The organism is Aeromicrobium sp. 636 (genome assembly GCF_024433585.1).
Lineage (GTDB): Bacteria > Actinomycetota > Actinomycetes > Propionibacteriales > Nocardioidaceae > Aeromicrobium > Aeromicrobium senzhongii.
On record NZ_WNJU01000001.1, the window covers coordinates 1191110 to 1206621 of the forward strand.

18 protein-coding genes are annotated in these 15512 nt (G+C 69.9%); 9 read left to right on the top strand and 9 right to left on the bottom strand.

Features of this window, described 5'->3' with window-relative positions:
* Position 1: 1 nt before the first annotated feature.
* Complete coding sequence (locus GL325_RS05925; RefSeq protein ID WP_187768881.1) at positions 2–364, bottom strand: SdpI family protein; 363 nt, start codon at positions 362–364, stop codon at positions 2–4.
* Between the two features lie 53 nt (positions 365–417).
* Here GL325_RS05925 and GL325_RS05930 point away from each other — a divergent pair, with 53 nt between their 5' ends.
* Positions 418–936 carry a flavin reductase family protein gene (locus GL325_RS05930; protein ID WP_223110969.1) on the top strand — a complete coding sequence of 173 codons (519 nt, stop codon included), beginning with the start codon at positions 418–420 and terminating at the stop codon, positions 934–936.
* A 108-nt stretch (positions 937–1044) separates the two neighbouring features.
* Complete coding sequence (locus GL325_RS05935) at positions 1045–2769, top strand: dihydroxyacetone kinase subunit DhaK (RefSeq protein WP_255499339.1); 1725 nt, start codon at positions 1045–1047, stop codon at positions 2767–2769.
* A gap of 9 nt (positions 2770–2778) precedes the next feature.
* Here GL325_RS05935 and GL325_RS05940 read toward each other — a convergent pair whose 3' ends face one another.
* Positions 2779–3165 carry an SRPBCC family protein gene (locus GL325_RS05940; RefSeq protein ID WP_187768883.1) on the bottom strand — a complete coding sequence of 129 codons (387 nt, stop codon included), beginning with the start codon at positions 3163–3165 and terminating at the stop codon, positions 2779–2781.
* 129 nt (positions 3166–3294) lie between these two features.
* On the opposite strand from GL325_RS05940, the gene GL325_RS05945 reads away from it, so the two are divergent.
* Together GL325_RS05945 and GL325_RS05950 are read left to right on the top strand one after the other, a co-directional pair.
* Positions 3295–3630, top strand: coding sequence for an antibiotic biosynthesis monooxygenase (locus GL325_RS05945; RefSeq protein WP_187768884.1), 336 nt, complete (start codon positions 3295–3297; stop codon positions 3628–3630).
* Positions 3617–4120 carry a hypothetical protein gene (locus tag GL325_RS05950; protein WP_223110970.1) on the top strand — a complete coding sequence of 168 codons (504 nt, stop codon included), beginning with the start codon at positions 3617–3619 and terminating at the stop codon, positions 4118–4120. Before GL325_RS05945 ends, GL325_RS05950 begins: the two co-directional genes overlap by 14 nt.
* On the opposite strand, the gene GL325_RS05955 is transcribed toward GL325_RS05950, so the two are convergent.
* Positions 4054–4842 carry an alpha/beta fold hydrolase gene (locus tag GL325_RS05955; RefSeq protein WP_187768885.1) on the bottom strand — a complete coding sequence of 263 codons (789 nt, stop codon included), beginning with the start codon at positions 4840–4842 and terminating at the stop codon, positions 4054–4056. The two genes, GL325_RS05950 and GL325_RS05955, sit on opposite strands and share 67 nt — an antisense overlap.
* Before the next feature lie 94 nt (positions 4843–4936).
* On the opposite strand from GL325_RS05955, the gene GL325_RS05960 reads away from it, so the two are divergent.
* Together GL325_RS05960 and GL325_RS05965 are read left to right on the top strand one after the other, a co-directional pair.
* A complete protein-coding gene (locus GL325_RS05960) occupies positions 4937–5767 on the top strand; it encodes an alpha/beta fold hydrolase (RefSeq protein WP_187768886.1) in 831 nt (276 codons plus the stop codon).
* Positions 5760–6335, top strand: a complete 576-nt coding sequence (locus tag GL325_RS05965) for a TetR/AcrR family transcriptional regulator (protein WP_187768887.1) — start codon at positions 5760–5762, stop codon at positions 6333–6335. Before GL325_RS05960 ends, GL325_RS05965 begins: the two co-directional genes overlap by 8 nt.
* Positions 6336–6415: 80 nt before the next feature.
* On the opposite strand, the gene bsh is transcribed toward GL325_RS05965, so the two are convergent.
* Positions 6416–7363: a choloylglycine hydrolase gene (gene bsh, locus GL325_RS05970; RefSeq protein ID WP_187768888.1), complete on the bottom strand. Its 948-nt coding sequence runs from the start codon at positions 7361–7363 to the stop codon at positions 6416–6418.
* Between the two features lie 237 nt (positions 7364–7600).
* Between bsh and GL325_RS05975 the strand changes: the two genes are divergently transcribed.
* Together GL325_RS05975 and GL325_RS05980 are read left to right on the top strand one after the other, a co-directional pair.
* Positions 7601–9019, top strand: coding sequence for a GntP family permease (locus GL325_RS05975; protein WP_154595606.1), 1419 nt, complete (start codon positions 7601–7603; stop codon positions 9017–9019).
* Between the two features lie 100 nt (positions 9020–9119).
* On the top strand, positions 9120–11180 hold the full coding sequence (locus GL325_RS05980; RefSeq protein ID WP_255499340.1) for an MDR family MFS transporter: 2061 nt from the start codon (positions 9120–9122) through the stop codon (positions 11178–11180).
* Positions 11181–11247: 67 nt separating this feature from the next.
* Here the strand turns inward: GL325_RS05980 and GL325_RS05985 are convergent, their stop codons facing one another.
* Entirely contained in the window at positions 11248–12543 is a 1296-nt protein-coding gene (locus GL325_RS05985; RefSeq protein WP_187768890.1) for an MFS transporter, read from the bottom strand.
* A gap of 54 nt (positions 12544–12597) precedes the next feature.
* Between GL325_RS05985 and GL325_RS05990 the strand changes: the two genes are divergently transcribed.
* On the top strand, positions 12598–13185 hold the full coding sequence (locus tag GL325_RS05990; RefSeq protein ID WP_187768891.1) for a CGNR zinc finger domain-containing protein: 588 nt from the start codon (positions 12598–12600) through the stop codon (positions 13183–13185).
* A 117-nt stretch (positions 13186–13302) separates the two neighbouring features.
* Here GL325_RS05990 and GL325_RS05995 read toward each other — a convergent pair whose 3' ends face one another.
* The 4 genes from GL325_RS05995 to GL325_RS06010 form a co-directional block, all read right to left on the bottom strand.
* Complete coding sequence (locus tag GL325_RS05995; protein WP_187768892.1) at positions 13303–13722, bottom strand: type II toxin-antitoxin system VapC family toxin; 420 nt, start codon at positions 13720–13722, stop codon at positions 13303–13305.
* Entirely contained in the window at positions 13719–13952 is a 234-nt protein-coding gene (locus tag GL325_RS06000; RefSeq protein ID WP_187768893.1) for an Arc family DNA-binding protein, read from the bottom strand. The genes GL325_RS05995 and GL325_RS06000 overlap by 4 nt, the downstream gene beginning before the upstream one ends.
* Positions 13953–14027: 75 nt before the next feature.
* Complete coding sequence (locus tag GL325_RS06005; protein WP_187768894.1) at positions 14028–14753, bottom strand: DinB family protein; 726 nt, start codon at positions 14751–14753, stop codon at positions 14028–14030.
* Between the two features lie 177 nt (positions 14754–14930).
* The gene (locus GL325_RS06010; RefSeq protein ID WP_187768895.1) at positions 14931–15512 is read right to left on the bottom strand and encodes a hypothetical protein; all 582 of its coding nucleotides are present in this window, start codon (positions 15510–15512) and stop codon (positions 14931–14933) included.

Below are 15512 nucleotides of genomic sequence, written 5' to 3' on the forward strand. Positions count from 1 at the left end.
GTCAGTCCGTCGACGTCGCGCGGGCCGCCCGCCCGCCGACGACGGCGCCGTGGACGACGAGGGCCAGGATCGCGCCGGACCCGACCATCACGACCGCGAACAGGGCGTCGTCCCCCACCGGCAGCGCGGGAGCCAGGCCGACGAGGAAGGCGACGCCGGCCGCTGCGAGCGTCGGTCGCTCGGCCCGGCGGTGCGCCGCGAGCCAGGCCTCGTCGCTGGCCATCGTGGACGCCGTGCGGATCCCGGCGATCGCATTGCGCCTGAGCCGGCCGCCGGCCGCCGCACGAGCCATCCACCACAGCAGCGCCGCCGTGGCCAGCATCACCACGGACAGCACCAGTCGAGCCACGAGATTCTCGCTCACGAGCGCCCACGCTAGCCCAGGCGCCTCGGTCCGCGGCCCCCTAATCTGGGTGGGTGACCTCCCCGGACGACAGCGCCTTCGACACCCTCATGACCTCGGTCGACCAACCGCTGGTGGTCGTGACCACGGCGGCCGAGGGCGAGCGCGCGGGCTGCCTCGTCGGGTTCCACGCGCAGTCCAGCATCGACTCCGAGCACTACTGCGTGTGGCTGTCGAAGGCGAACCACACGTATCGCATGGCGCTGCGCGCGAAGCACTTCGCCGTCCACTTCCTGACCGACGGCGACCTCGAGCTGGCCGAGGTCTTCGGCACGCAGTGCAGCGCCGAGACCGACAAGTTCGCCGACCTGGCCGTCGACACCGACGAGACCGGCGTGCCGCTGCTGCGCTCGGCCCCGAACCGGATCGTGCTGGAGCGGATCGCGGCTCTCGACGACGGCGGCGACCACGTCTGCATGACCACGCGGGTCGTCTCGGCCCACTCCGCCGGGCCGTTCACGCCCCTGCGGGTGTCGGACGCCGACGGTCTCGAGCCCGGTCACCCCGCCCAGGCGCGCGCCGTCCGCCCCTGAGCGAGTCGGTCCTCACTGTCCCGACCCGCGACCGTATCGGTCAGAGATCCTGAACGACACTGGTCAGGAATCATCGCTTTACCGGATGTGTCGCAGTCCCCAGACTGGATGGGTCCCCACCCATCACGACAGCCCCAGACGAAGGATCCACTCGTGAACAGCCCGTCCCCCGCAACGCCCTCAACGCGAGCCCTCCGAGGCATCGCCATCACCGCGGGCCACCAGGTCGGCGTGAACCGGGATCCGGTGTACGTGTGGGCGCTGGAGCCGGCGGAGACGAGACGCGTCGCGATCGTGAGCGGCGGCGGAGCCGGCCACGAGCCGCTGCACGGTGGCTTCGTCGGAGCCGGGGGCCTCGATGCCGCCTGCCCGGGTGAGGTCTTCACCTCACCCCACAGCCGCCAGATCTTCGAGGCGAGCGACCGCGTGAAGCGCGACGGCGGCGTCCTGCAGATCGTCAAGAACTACACGGGCGATCGCATCAACTTCGCCATCGCGGCCGAGCGCCTTCGCGCCCGCGGGGTCGAGGTCGCCGAGGTGGTGGTCGACGACGACCTCGGCTCCGAGGGGCACGAGGTCGGGCGTCGCGGCACGGGCGCCACGCTCGTGGTCGAGAAGATCCTCGGGGCCGCCGCCGACCGAGGTCTCGCCCTGGCGGAGCTGGCCGACCTGGGCGCGCGGGTCGCCGACCGGTCCCGGTCGGTCGCCGTGGCCCGCCAGGGTCACACCGCTCCGGACAGCAGGACCCGCGGCTTCGAGGTCGAGCCCGGCTCCCTCGAGTACGGCGTCGGCATCCACGGCGAGGCCGCTCGGCAGACGATCGACGAGCCCGTGCACGTCGACCTCGCCCAGCGGATGGTCGACGAGTTGCTCGACGCCCTCGGAGACCTGCCGCACGGGGTCATCGCCGTGGTCAACGGCCTGGGCGGCGCACCCAACCTCGAGCTGCTCGGACTGCTCGGCGACGTCGAGCTGGCGCTGGAGGCCCGCGGCGTCGCGCTGCGCAGTGGCGTCGCCGGGACCTTCGTCTCCGCGCTGGACATGGACGGTTTCTCGATCACGCTGACCGAGGCCGATCCCGACTGGATGGACGACTGGTACGCGTCCCACAGCACCCCGGGACTGCCCAGCCCGCGCCCCTGGGACCCCGACGTCGACCGCGGCACCGGGCCGGAGGAGGACGCGGCACCGACCGCCGAGCCGTCGGCCTGGCTGCGTGCGCTGGCCGACCACTTCACGCAGTCCCGCGCCGACTACGACGACCTCGACCGACGCGCCGGCGACGGCGATTTCGGCGGCAACATGGAGCTGGCCTTCGCCTCGTCCGTGACCCGTGCCGCCGGGCCGGACGCGAGCCTGGCCGACGACCTGCGCAGCATGGCCGACGCGTTCGGCAACGACGTCGGCGGATCGAGCGGCCCCCTGCTGGGCCTCGTGCTGACCGGCCTGGCCGAGGCCGTCGAGGATGCCGGCGACGGCGACCTGCCCGCGGCGGTCGGCGAGGGCCTGCGTGCCGGGATGGCCAGCGTCACGCGCGCCGGCGGGGCGCAGCCGGGCGACCGGACCTTCCTCGACGCGCTGGCGCCTGCGGTGGCCGACGCCGGAACGCCGCTCGACGCGGCCGCCGTGCAGCGTGCCGTCGACGGCGCCGCCGCCACCGCAGACCTGGTGGGCAAGCGCGGCCGCAGCAGCTACGTCGGCGACAAGGCCATCGGCGTGCCCGATCCCGGCGCCGTGGCGCTCGTGCAGGTGCTGGCCGCGATCGTCGAGCGCCTCACGGGCGACGACCTCAGCGAGCCGCGCGAGCAGGCCCAGCGGCTGCTGCACGACTGAGCGCGGGCGCTACTCCAGCAGGCCCCGCAGCGTCTCGAGGTCCTGCTCCACCAGCTGGCAGTCGCGCTCGAACTCCTCGTCCGTCAGCTCGATCTGGCGCACCGTGAAGAGCACCTCGGCGCCGTCGGGGTGCGCCAGCACGCGCAGCGGGTTGGTGACCGTGGTGCCGGACGGCAGCGTGACGTCGTGGTCGAGGACGCCGAGGTCGTTGTGCGGCACGAACCGCACCGTGACCTCGCCCATCGGCGACTGCGCGACCAGCGCGTCGCCGCGGACCTCCACCTCCGCCTGCGCGAGGCCCGCCGCCCAGAGCGGCAGGTTGGCGGGGTCCGCGGCGAACTCATAGACGCTCTGCGGCGACGCGGCGACGACTCGGCTCAGGTGACGCGACCTCATGGCGCGAGCATGCCACGGCGCGGGCGGATCAGACACGGGTGCGATCCCAGATCTTTCGGCCCAACGAGCCTGTCCGAGCGCCGCCGACGGACGTACCGTGAGGGTGGGCACACCGAGGGGGGAACGCACATGATCGTCCGTCGCTGGCGCGGGGCCGTCCGGCCCGACGACGCCGAGGCCTACCTGGAGCACCAGCGCGCCACAGGCGTGCGCGAGTACCGCTCCACGCCCGGCAACCGCGGGGTGTTCGTGTTGCATCGGCCGGTCGGCAACCTCGTCGAGGTCGTGACGATCTCGCTGTGGGACTCGATGGACGCGGTGCGCCGCTTCGCCGGGGACCGGCCCGAGGTCGCCATGTTCTACCCCGGCGACGACGAGCTGCTGGTCGAGAAGGACTCCTTCGCCGAGCACCACGAGGTGGCCGATCTCGATCTCGATCCCGGGCTCCTCGATGGCCACGCGTAGCGTCGCCGAGAAGATGGGCCTGCGGCCGGGCTGGACGGCGCACTTCGTCGACGCGCCGCCGGGCGTCCCCGAGGCGATGGGCCTGCCGGAGCTCGAGGTCGTCGATCACCTCGACGGCCCGGTCGACTACCTGCACCTGTTCGTCACGACGCAGGAGCAGATGCGTGCGGAGTTCCCACGGCTCGCCGCACACCTGGCGCCGCAGGGCAAGCTCTGGCTGTCCTGGCCGAAGGGGCGCGGGCTCGGCTCGGACCTGACCCTGCCGCGGGTGATCGCGATCGGCTACGACGCCGGGTTGGTCGAGAGCACGTGCCTGTCGATCGACACGACGTGGAGCGCGCTGCGCTTCACCCACCCGAAGCCGGGCCAGGAGTACCGCAACAGCTTCGGCACCCTGCCCGGACGGGCAGGCCCGCCGGGCGTTCAGTCCCGCGCGAGGACCACGCGCGCCAGCCAGTCCGTCACGAGCGCGCCGGTGAGCGAGGGCTGATCGAGGTGGAGGTTGTGCCCGGCGGTGTCGAGCACGGCGAACGTGGCCCGGGGGTAGTGCTCGACGCGGGCCCACGCGTCCGTGTACCCGGCGACCTGGTCCTGCCGGGCGGTCAGGATCAGGGTCGGCGCGGTGAAGGGCTCGGACGACGCCTCCTCGGGCACGGCATCGAGCGCGTACCGCTCGGCGATCCGCTCCATCGCGTCCTGGTCGGCGGCGGCCGTCCCCGGCCGGACGTGCTCACGGAACGCCCGCGCGTTCTCGGGCGTCTGCACGACGGCCAGCTCCGCGTACTCCTCACCGTCGTCACCGAGGCCCGCCACCACGGCGGGGTCCTCCACCAGCACCACCGGGTCGGGCACGGTCCGGCGGTCGTGCTCGGCGACGAACACCCCGGCGATCGTCGCCAGTCCCAGCACCCGGTCTCGGTGGTCGTGGGCGATCCGCCGGGCGACCAGGGCGCCGAACGAGTTGCCGAGGATCGCGAAGGGCTCGTCACCCACCCGGTCGAGGATCTCGGCCTCGACGGCGGCCACGACGTCCTCCGTGCCGGCGACGTCGCCCGCAGGGCTCTGACCGTGGCCGGGCAGGTCGAGGTAGAGCCGCCGCCACGCACCGGCGGCCTCGATCGCCGGGTCCAGGGGCAGCAGGAGCCGGTGGTCCACCCCGAACCCGTGCAGCAGGACGAGCGGTGTTCCGGTGCCTCGTTCGATCACGTGCATCGGGCCACGATAACGAGTTCATGACTGCCCCTCGACAACCATGGCTAACTGTCGTAGCGTGTTGGCTAATGCTATTAGCCAACTGGAGGACGTCATGTCCGAACACCTGACCGTCGACGGCGGCACCATCGCCTACGAGGTGACCGGGGAGGGACCCCTGGTCGTCCTGGCCCACGGCATCGGGGACAGCCGGGAGGCCTTCCGCTTCGTCACCCCGGCGCTCGTGGAGGCGGGGTACCGGGTGGCGGCCGTCGACCTGCGCGGAGCCGGGGAGTCCAGCGCCGAGTGGCCGTCCTACAGCCGCACGGACATCGCCGGTGACCTGATCGCCGTCATCGAGCACCTCGGCGGGCCCGCCGTCCTGGTGGGCCACTCCATCTCCGGCGGCGCCGCCACGATCGCCGCGGCGAAGGCGCCGACGTCGATCAGCGCCGTGGTGGAGCTGGCGCCGTTCACCCGCAAGCAGCAGATGTCCCTGAAGGACCTGCGGGTGACCCGCTTCCGCCGCGGGATGCTCCACCTGCTCGGCACCGCCTTCCTCGGCAGCAGGAGTCAGTGGCGCAAGTACCTGGAGGTGGCCTACCCCGGCCCGCGTCCCGCGGACTGGCACGAGCGCCTCGACCAGATCGATGCGATGCTGCGCGAGCCGGGCCGGATGAAGGCGCTGCAGGGCATGGGCAAGACCACGCCGGCCGACGCGGGGGCGCAGCTCCCCCACGTCCAGTCGCCCGTGCTCATCGTGGAGGGCACGCTCGACCCCGACTGGGCCTCGCCGCAGGCCGAGGGTGAGGCCATCGTGGCCGCGCTCCCGCCCGGCATCGGCCGACTGGAGATGATCACCGGCGCGGGCCACTACCCCCATGTCCAGTTCCCGTCGGAGCTCGTCGAGCTGATGCTCCCGTTCCTGAAGTCCGCGCGTGCCTAGGGCCGGCCTGACTCCGGACGCGGTCACCGAGGCCGGCGCGGAGCTCGCTGACGAGGTCGGGCTCGCCGGACTGAGCATGGCCCGACTGGCCGAGCGGCTCGACGTCCGGACGCCGTCCCTCTACAAGCACGTCGCCGGCCTGGACGACCTGAACCGCCGGATCGCGGCGCTGTCGCTCGCCGAGGCCGCCGACGCGGTCGGCGTGGCCACGCAGGGTTACGCGGGCCGCGATGCGCTCGCCGCCGCGGGGCGGGCGTTCCGCGCCTACGTCCTGGCCCACCCGGGGCGGTATGCCGCCAGCATCGGCGTCGAACCGACCGGCCCCGACGACCCGATCGGCGTCGCCGGAGCGCGGTTGCTCGACTCCTTCACCTGCATCCTGCACGGGTACGAGATCGCGCCCGGCGACCTGGACCACGCGCTGCGTGCGCTGCGCAGCGCGTTCCACGGCTTCGCCACGTTGCAGGCCGAACACGGCTTCCAGTGGTCGACCGAGATCGACGAGAGCTTCGAGTGGCTCATCGACCTGCTCGACCGAGGCCTGTGCGGGTGGGCGCCCGAGCGTTGACCGGCGGCGGCCGGGTCAGCGCATCGCCACCAGGATCACGGCGGTGAGGACGCTCGCGCCGATGAAGAACGGGGCGTTGGTCAGACGACCGTGAGCTTGCTGCCCTCGGGCTCATGGTCGGCCAACGCCACGCTCTGGATCGCAGGGTCGTCGTAGGTGTTCCAGTAGTACGTCCCGGTCCGTCCCGAGAAGAGTCCGGTGTAGATGGTCTTCTCGAACTCGCCCGAGCCCATGGCCGCAGCACCGTCCACCATCGCGACCTGCTGCAGCGTGTGGAACGCCCGGCTGACGTTCTCCTCCTCGCTCGACTTCTCCGGGTAGTGCGCGTTGACGTACGCGGCGCGCACGAACCGCGACGGCGAGTAGTAGTCACCCGGGATGCCGCGCATGCGCGAGCCCGAGCCGAACGCGGCGAGGTGCGCGCGTCGGACGACGACGTCCTCGAGGAACTCCGGACCCACGTTGAGGTAGTTGCGCAGGTTCTCGTGGTGCCACCCGAAGCCCGGCTGGTTCGCCAGGACGTCGACGTCGTCCTCGAAGACGTGCATGCCCTCGCTGGTGTACTCCACCACGATGGCGCGCGACGCGTCACCGATGATCCAGTGCAGCAACGAACTCGGGAACTTGTCGTTGATGGGCTGGTCGACGATCGCCACGTCACCGAGCGCGGCCTCGACCTCGTCGACGCTGGAGAACTGCGAGGCCACCCAGAGGGGGAACTCGTAGGCCGCGACGTTCGTCTTGCCGTCGATCGGCTCCGAGGCGTATTCCGCGTAGCCCGGGAAGTTCAGGCCCGCCACGGCCAGGCCCGCGTCATTGCCGCAGTCGAAGTACAGCGGCGTGTCCTCCTCGACGATCCCCATGCCGATGACCGGGTGCTGGATGCTCGGTACCGCACCGAACGGTGACTTCGTCTCGTAGCCGGTGGGCGTCACCACCACCCGCTCGCCGTAGCCGACCGACCAGTCGAGGTTGCGTGCGAGATAAAGATTGTTGCTTCCGTCGGAGAACCTGATGCTCGTGCACATGTCGTCGTGGCCCCTGTCTGTGGGCAAAGCCGCGACTCCCCCGCCTTGCAGTCGCCGCCGACCTCGCTCGTCCGCTGCGCCTCGGCCCGGTCGGGCCAGGCTGCTTGTCCTTTTCAGGCTAACTCCGCAGAAACCTGCCGCAATACCTACAGAATCCGGGCATCACGACGCAGCGGGGATGGCGGAGTCGATCCGAGCAGGATAGACAGGGGACGTCGCTGACGAACGAGGGTCACCATGGTTGCCGTCCACACTGTCATCGCGATCGTCCTGGTGATCGCGCTCATCATCAAGGTGCGTGTCGACCCGGTGATCTCACTGGTCGTCGGCTCGCTCTATCTCGGACTTGCCGCCGGCGTGGGATTCGCCGGAACGCTCGAGGCCATCACCGTCGGCTTCGGCGGCATCATGGCCGAGGTCGGGCTCCTCATCGGCTTCGGAGTGCTGATCGGGGCGCTGCTGCACTCCAGCGGGGCGTTCCGAAGACTGGTCGGCCTGCTCGTGAAGAGCGTCGGCGCCGGGCGGTTGCCGTACGCTCTGACCTCACTCCTCGCGGTGGTGATGCCGTCGATCTACGTCGACGTGCAGGTGGTCCTGGCGGCACCTGTGGCGCGCAGCGCCTCCCCGTTCATCGGCCGGACGGGCCTGCCCGTCATGGCGTCCGCGCTCGGGGGCGGCATCTTCGCCGGCTACGTCTTCGTCATTCCCGGCCTCGCCGCGATCTCCATCGCCGGACTCCTCGACATCCAGCTCGGCGCCTGGCTCCTGTACGGACTGGTCATCGGTCTCGTCGCCGCGGTCGTCTCGACGACGCTGATGCGGATCCTGTTCAGCGCCGTCCGCTTCTGGGACCCCGAGACTGACGAGGAGGTGGACGAGGCGATGGCCGAGCTGGAGGCCGCCGACGCGTCCGCCACCGGCGAGCGGGTGTCGGCGGGTGAGGCGATGTCCCGCGCCGAAGACCAGGCACGCGAGACCGAGAAGGACGAGGGCGTGCGCCGCCTGCCCCTGCTCGTGCTGATGCTCCCGATCCTCGTGCCGCTGGTGCTGATCGCCTTCGGCGCCTTCGCTGAGCTCGGCGGTTGGTCCACCACGTTCATCGCCTTCCTCGGCGATGCCAACCTGGCGCTCTTCCTCGGACTCCTCGGGGCTTACGTCCTCACCCGGATGTCGGCCGGCGCGGAGCGTACGAGCGAGGCGATGACCGACGGGTTCCACACCACCGGAGAGATCCTGTTGATCACCGGCGTCGGCGGTTCGCTCGGCGCCGTGATCGAGGCGACCGGGCTCGATTCCGTGCTGGGCGACCTGTTCCAGGCCGACGAGGGCGCACCGGTGATCCTGAGCATCCTGCTCGCGTGGTTCATCGCGGCGGTGCTGCACCTGGCGATCGGCTCGGTGTCGGTCGCGGCGATCACCGCTGCCGGCATCATCGCGCCGATCTTGGACTCACTGGCGGTCTCGCCGATCGTGATCGGTCTGGCGATCGCCTCGGGGGCCATGTTCGCGCTCCAGGTCAACAGCAACTTCTTCTGGATGTTCAAGTCGCTGCTCGGCCTCTCGACCAAGGGCACCTTGAAGACCCTGACCCTGGTCACGTCGGTCGCGTCCGTCGTGTCGCTGCCCTTGGTCATGCTGGCGGCTCTGATCGCCTGAGCGTTCCTCGTCGCTCAGTCGGCACGGCCCGGTCCCACGCGCGTTGCGCAACGCACTGGGCGTGTTGATACTGATGATGTCCCCCCTCAGAGGAGGGCCTTTGTCCGCCACCACCACCGCCGCCGCCACACCGGCGCCCACGCCCGTTGCGACACGGGCACTCACGGGCTGGCGGCGGAACGCGGCCTTCGCGACGATCGGCATGGGCATGCTGCTCGCCGCGCTCGACTCGACGATCGTGTCCACAGCGTTGCCGACCATCGTCGGCGACCTCGGTGGCGGCACGCACGTGTCCTGGGTGGTCACGTCCTACCTGCTCGCCCAGACCACGGTCACCGTGCTCGCCGGAAAGCTCGGTGACCAGTTCGGCCGCAAGCTCCTCTTCCAGCTCAGCGTCATCGTCTTCATCGTGGGCTCGGCGCTGTGCGGCCTGGCCGACGGCATGCTCTGGCTGATCGGCTCCCGGGCCTTGCAGGGAATCGGCGCCGGTGGTCTCACCGTCACGGCCACCGCCCTCATCGCCGACATCATCCCGCTTCGCGAGCGCGGGAAGTTCCAGGGCGCGCTCGGCGCCGTCTTCGGGCTCGCCACCGTGATCGGACCGCTGGTCGGCGGCCTGCTGACCGACAACGCCAGCTGGCGGTGGTGCTTCTACGTCAACGTCCCACTGGCCGCGATCGTGATCGCCGCCGCACACTGGACCATCCCCCGGGTGCCCCGCGGAGCCAAGCCGCGCATCGACTACCTCGGCATGGCCACGGTCGCGGTGGGCGCCTCGATGCTGATCCTGGCGACCAGCTTCGGTGGCACGACGTACGCATGGGGCTCGTGGCAGATCATCGGCCTCCTCGTCGGCGGCGTCGCGGTCCTCGGCATCTTCGTCCTCATCGAGCAGCGGGCGGCGGATCCGATCCTGCCGCCGCGCCTGTTCACCGCCCGGGTCTTCAGCGTCTGCTGCGCGCTGAGCTTCGTCGTCGGCTTCACGATGCTCGGGGCGATGACGTTCCTGCCCACGTTCTTCCAGTACGTCGAGGGCATCTCCGCGACCGAGTCCGGATTCCGCATGCTGCCGCTGGTGATCGGGCTGCTGATCACCTCGGTCACTGCCGGCAACCTCGTCAGCAAGACCGGTCGCTACAAGATCTACCCGGTCGTCGGCAGCCTGGTGATGGCTCTCGGTCTCTTCCTGCTCTCGCGGATGGATCCGTCGACCCCGCTCGCTGTCTCCTCGCTGTACCTGTTCGTCCTGGGCCTCGGCATCGGCATGAGCATGCAGGTGCTCACGATCATCGTGCAGGGCTCGGCCCAGTACAGCGACCTCGGAGTCGCCACCTCCGGCGTCACCTTCTTCCGCACCATGGGCAGCGCCTTCGGTGCGGCCATCTTCGGGACCCTCTACGGCAACTTCCTCCAGAGCCGATTGCCCGACGCCATCGCCAAGGCACCCAGCGTCACAGCCGCCGACCGCGCGACTCCAGAAGCGCTGCATGCACTCCCCGAACGGGTGATCGCGCCGATCGTCGACGCCTACTCCGGGGCGCTGACCCAGGTGTTCCTCTGGGCGGCCCCGGTCGCGTTGGTCGCCTTCGCCTTGGCGCTCGTGCTGCCGCAGGTCAAGCTCGCCGACAACGTGGCCGACGCCGCCCAGGACCTCGGCGACGGATTCGGCGCCCCACACTCGCCGGCCAACGAGGAAGTACTGTCTCGCCGGATCACGAATCTGCTCTATGGCCGGCACCGCGACCGGGTGCTGGACCTCCTGCAGTCCGGCGAGGAGGACCTCGACGCGGCCGGGCTCTGGGCGATCGTCCAGGTCTACGGTCTCACCGCCGCCGGTCACCGCGCCGACGTCGGTCAGATCGCGCGGTCCCGAGACCTGCCGACCGCGGTGCTCGAGCCGCACTTCCACCAGCTCATCGCCGCCGGTTACGCCGAGGGCGACCTCGACAACCTGACCCTGACCGCCCGGGGCAAGGGCGCGGTCGACCATCTACGAGACCGCCTGGTGGCGTGGATCACGGCCCATCTCGAGTGGACGAGCGACAGCCCACCCGAGGTGATCGGCACCGCGATCGCCGCCGTCGTCCGGCGTGTCGTCGTCGAGCGGGCGGAGGCGGAACTCTCGTCGGCCCAGGCGCCCGTGGTCGGCGTCGGCCCGTGACTCGGCGCCGGCAGTCTGGGCACGAAAACGCTCGGATCGGGATCGTGCCTGGGCGCGCGTCGCTCGCTCAGGAGCCGCTCCGCGACGACGGTGGATGTGCCTCCTCGATCCGACGCAACCGCGGCACCGGCGAGATCGCGACCCACAGCGTCGCGACCGCCATCCCCGCGGCGCCGATCAGCATGGTGCCCTGGCCCCCGATACGCGCGGCGGCCAGTCCTCCGACGGCTGCGCCTACCGGAATCGCCCCCCAGGAGATCAGTCGGTAGGCAGCATTGACCCGGCCGCGCAACTCCTCGGGAAGGGTGGTCTGGCGAAGGCTGACCGCGTGCACGTTTGCGATGCCTGAGCCGAGACCGACCAGGGTGAACAATGCGCACAGGACGGCTACCGGGCCCACTGCGGCCCGGTCCGCCAGGGCCGCCGCCAGGGGTGCGGTGTTCCCGACCGCCATGGTCAGGAGCAGGACTCGGCCGTAACCGAAGCGCTCGGTCGCACGGGCGCCGAACCATGCACCGAGGAACGATCCCAACCCGCCGGCGGTGAAGATCAGACCGGTCGCGAAGGCACCGAGGTCGAGATCGCGAAGTGTCCACAGCAGCAGTCCGATGATGAACAGCTCGTTGAACAGGTTGAAGGTGGCTGCCTCACCGAGCAGGGCTCTGATGAAGCGGTTGGTGAAGGCGTGCCGCAGGCCCTCGAGGATCTCCTGTCGTGCCGGTCGCCGTGGTTCCTCCAGCGACTCCTCTGGCGGCGAGTCGAGTTGGCCAACCTTGATGCGTCGCAGGCTGAGTGCCGAGAGACCGAAGGTGACGGCGGTGAGTGCGATGGCGGCGGGTGCGGTGACGGCCTGCACGAGCAACCCGCCCAGACCTCGGCCGGCGATCTCGCTCGCGGAGGACGTCGCAGCGATCTTGCCGTTCGCATCGACCAACTGATGAGCCCCGACCACGCTGGGCAGGAAAGCGAAGTCGGCGACCTGGTACAGCACCGTGAGGGTCCCGATGGCGAAGACGAGCGGGTAGAACAGGGCGACGTTGGACACTCCAGCCCAGACCAGGAGCGGGAGAGCTGCGAAGAGCACAAAGCGCCCCGTGTCGGCGCCGACCAGCAACGACAAACGCCGGCCCCGCCACCGGTCGACGAGGACACCGAGGGGAAGCGTCACCAGCAGGAACGGCAAGAACTGCGCCGCGCGCAGCCAGCCGACCTCAGTCGCGCTCGCCGACAACGTGAGGATCACCAGCATGGGCACGGCGATCTCGGCGACCTCAGAACCAAGGGAGGAGGCCGCAGACGCCGTCCACAGCCGCCGGAAGTTCGGAACGGACCAAGCCGTGGACGATGACGTAACTGGTGTCATACAGACAGAGGTTAGCGTAACCGTGATTCGATCGGCAATGGTTAAACTGGCGCTGTGACGGCATCGGCATCGGGTCCAGCAGCACCCGCCCCCCTCGAGGTGGTGCGTCAGTTCGTCAACACCTGCGACCTGGAGTCGGGGACCGAGCAGCTGTCCACACCGGAAGCGTTGGCTCGTTGGCTACGCGGGGCCTCGCTCAGTCGGACAGCCATCGACGCCGACGAACACGACTTGAGGCATGCCGTCGATCTGCGGGAGGCGCTCAGGGAGGCCCTGACGGCCAACGACTCGGACGCATCGGTGCCGCCTGAGGCAGTCATGACGATCAACGCCGCCGCTGAGCGGGCCGGTCTCGGTCTCGCGCTCACCCCGGACGCGACGTGGACCGCGCGTCCTCGGGCGAACGGGATCGACGAAGCACTCGGCGCCCTTCTCGCGATTGTCGTTCAAGCCGCCGGCGACGGCACCTGGGGGCGCCTCAAGGTCTGCAAGAACGACGCCTGCCGCTGGGCCTTCTACGACCACTCCCGAGCCCGTACCGGCAAGTGGTGCTCCATGCAGTTGTGCGGCAACCGAGCCAAGCAGCAGGCCTGGCGAGAGCGGCACGACAAGGAGCCTCGAAGCACTCGACCAACGAGGTAGCCGTCACCCCGTCTTCAGGTAGCCCTGCCCGATCACGAAACCATGCTGGGTGGTCGCGATCTCCCACAGTTCGTCCCGCGCCAGTGCGGCATCGCCACAGACCCTCGGGCCGAGTCTTCACTCACCCCAAGGGTTGACGACCTCCACGCCGGTGGCGTCGAAGTCCTTCACGTTCCGGGTGGCGCACACCGCCCGATTCGCGCGGCAGATCGCGGCAATCTGGGCATCGGCCATGCTGATCGGCAGCCCGGCGCGCTCGCGCAACACGAACACCTCGGCGTACTCATCAGCAGCATCCGCGTCGAAGGCCAGCAGCGAACGCGTGTCCCGGTACGGCTGGATCGCGGCATGGATCGCCGCCGCGAGATCCGTCTTGCGTCGCCCCTCCGGGAGCCTGCGAACTCCGGCGAGTAGCTCCGCAAGCGTGATCGAGGTGATGGCGACGTCATCGGTGAGCGACTCGAGCCACGCGAGCACGCGCGGCTCAGGCTGTGGACGGAAGATCTCCGAGATGACGTTCGTGTCGAGCACGATCACCCGAAGTCCACCCCGCGAGCCGCGTCGGAGCGCTCAGGAATCGCAAGATCCTCCACGCCCCCGACGGCACGAGCGGCCTCCAGGAGTGCGAGCCCGACATGGGGCCGCGACGCCGCCCGCGTGAGGATGTCACGCACCTCGGCCTCCATCGACCGGCCGTGCTCCTCGGCCTGCGCGGCGAGCCGCTGCTTCACCGAATCATCGAGCCCTCTGACCACGATGGACGCCATGGCGAGCACCTCCTCTGACTGATATCGCACATGATATCACCGTCGGAGAACCTGATGCTCGTGGACATGAGCACCTCAGCCCAGCGCAGCCAGGTCGCGCCGGACGTACCGCAGGTGCGCCCACTCCTCTTCGAGGATCACGCGGATGCAGTCCCCCACGGTGGGGTGCCAGCCGCTTCCCCACGGGTCGTTCCGCTCCTCGTCGAGCTGCTCCGACGTCACCGTGGCGAGGAAGTCGGTGACCATCTGCTGACGCTCCGCGCGCACGGCGAGGACCTCGTCGAACGGCACCTCGGCACGGAAGATCGAGACGTCGAATCCCATCTGCTCGGCGCCGGTGAAGGCCAGGCCGTTCTCGTGGAACGGCTCGGAGATCCGCAGGATCGCGCCGCGCAGCCAGGCATCGGTCGCCAGTACCAAGTGGCGCAACGTCTGGGCCAGCGACCACTCGTCCTCGACGTGGGCCTCGATGAGCTCGGGAGGCGTGTCGTCGAGCGTCTGCTGCCAGGCCGCCTGCACGGCGACCCACCCGTCGCGCAGGCCTTCGGGTGTTCGAGCGTTCTGCAGCTCACGCCCGGGGAACCTGCGGTTGAGCTCGGCCTCCACCAGCGGCACGACGTCGACGCCGTTGACGATGAGCCGACCGAAGGACAGGTCGTGACCGTCGATGTCGAGTCCGTCGAGCTGGGCGCCGCGGATCGTCACCTCGCTGACGTCGCAGAAGCGCAGCGTGGCGCCCTTGAAACTCGCCGCGACGAACGTGGCGCCCTGGAACTCATCCGTGTCGACGAATCGCGTCATCCCTCATCATCGGCACCGGGCGCGGGTCCCGGCAAGGGCCGATTCAGACGTTGAAGCGAAGCTCCGCCGATTTCCCGCAGAACCTGCGAGCCCGGCGACGCCTTGGGACACCGACGTAAACGGCGTCAGGCGGCACGACCGTCATCGCCCGAGCAGGCGCGAACGTCCGTCAGGCGCTCAGCCTCTGGGAGCGCGCAGGAAGCTCAGCTCGAGCGTCTCGAAACGGTCGACGATGTCTCGGGCGCTCATCCAGCGGCCGTCCCCCAGCTCGAACTCACGGCCGAGGATCCGGTCGCGGCTGGCACCATCGAGTCCAGCCGGGAGATAGGCGACCAGCCCAGTGGCCCGGGCGACGGGGCGAGCCGGGACCGGCGAGAGGATCTCCTCCGGGTCGCCCGGTCCAAGCTTCGCCAACTCTTGCTCGAGTTTTTGGATTTCGATCTCGAGTTCGCGAAGCCGCGCCTGCTGCTTGGATTGCAGATCCTGCAGCACACGTTTGATCTCTTCGCTGTGCGCTGCACCGGGCGTCTGGAGAAGCGAACGGCGGGTGGACCGCGCGCTGGAGCGCTTCATGTCCAGCAACTTTCGGTTGTTGGCGTGTTCGTGCGGCACCTGCTCGTTGAGGAGTGCTGCCAATGCGCTGTCCGGGACCACAACGGCGACCCAGAAGGCGATGTATTGGGTCTCGTTGCGAAACCCGACGGGGAAGTAGAACGTTCCCTGCGCGTTGAAGTCCTCGTCATTCATCGGCATCGTCAC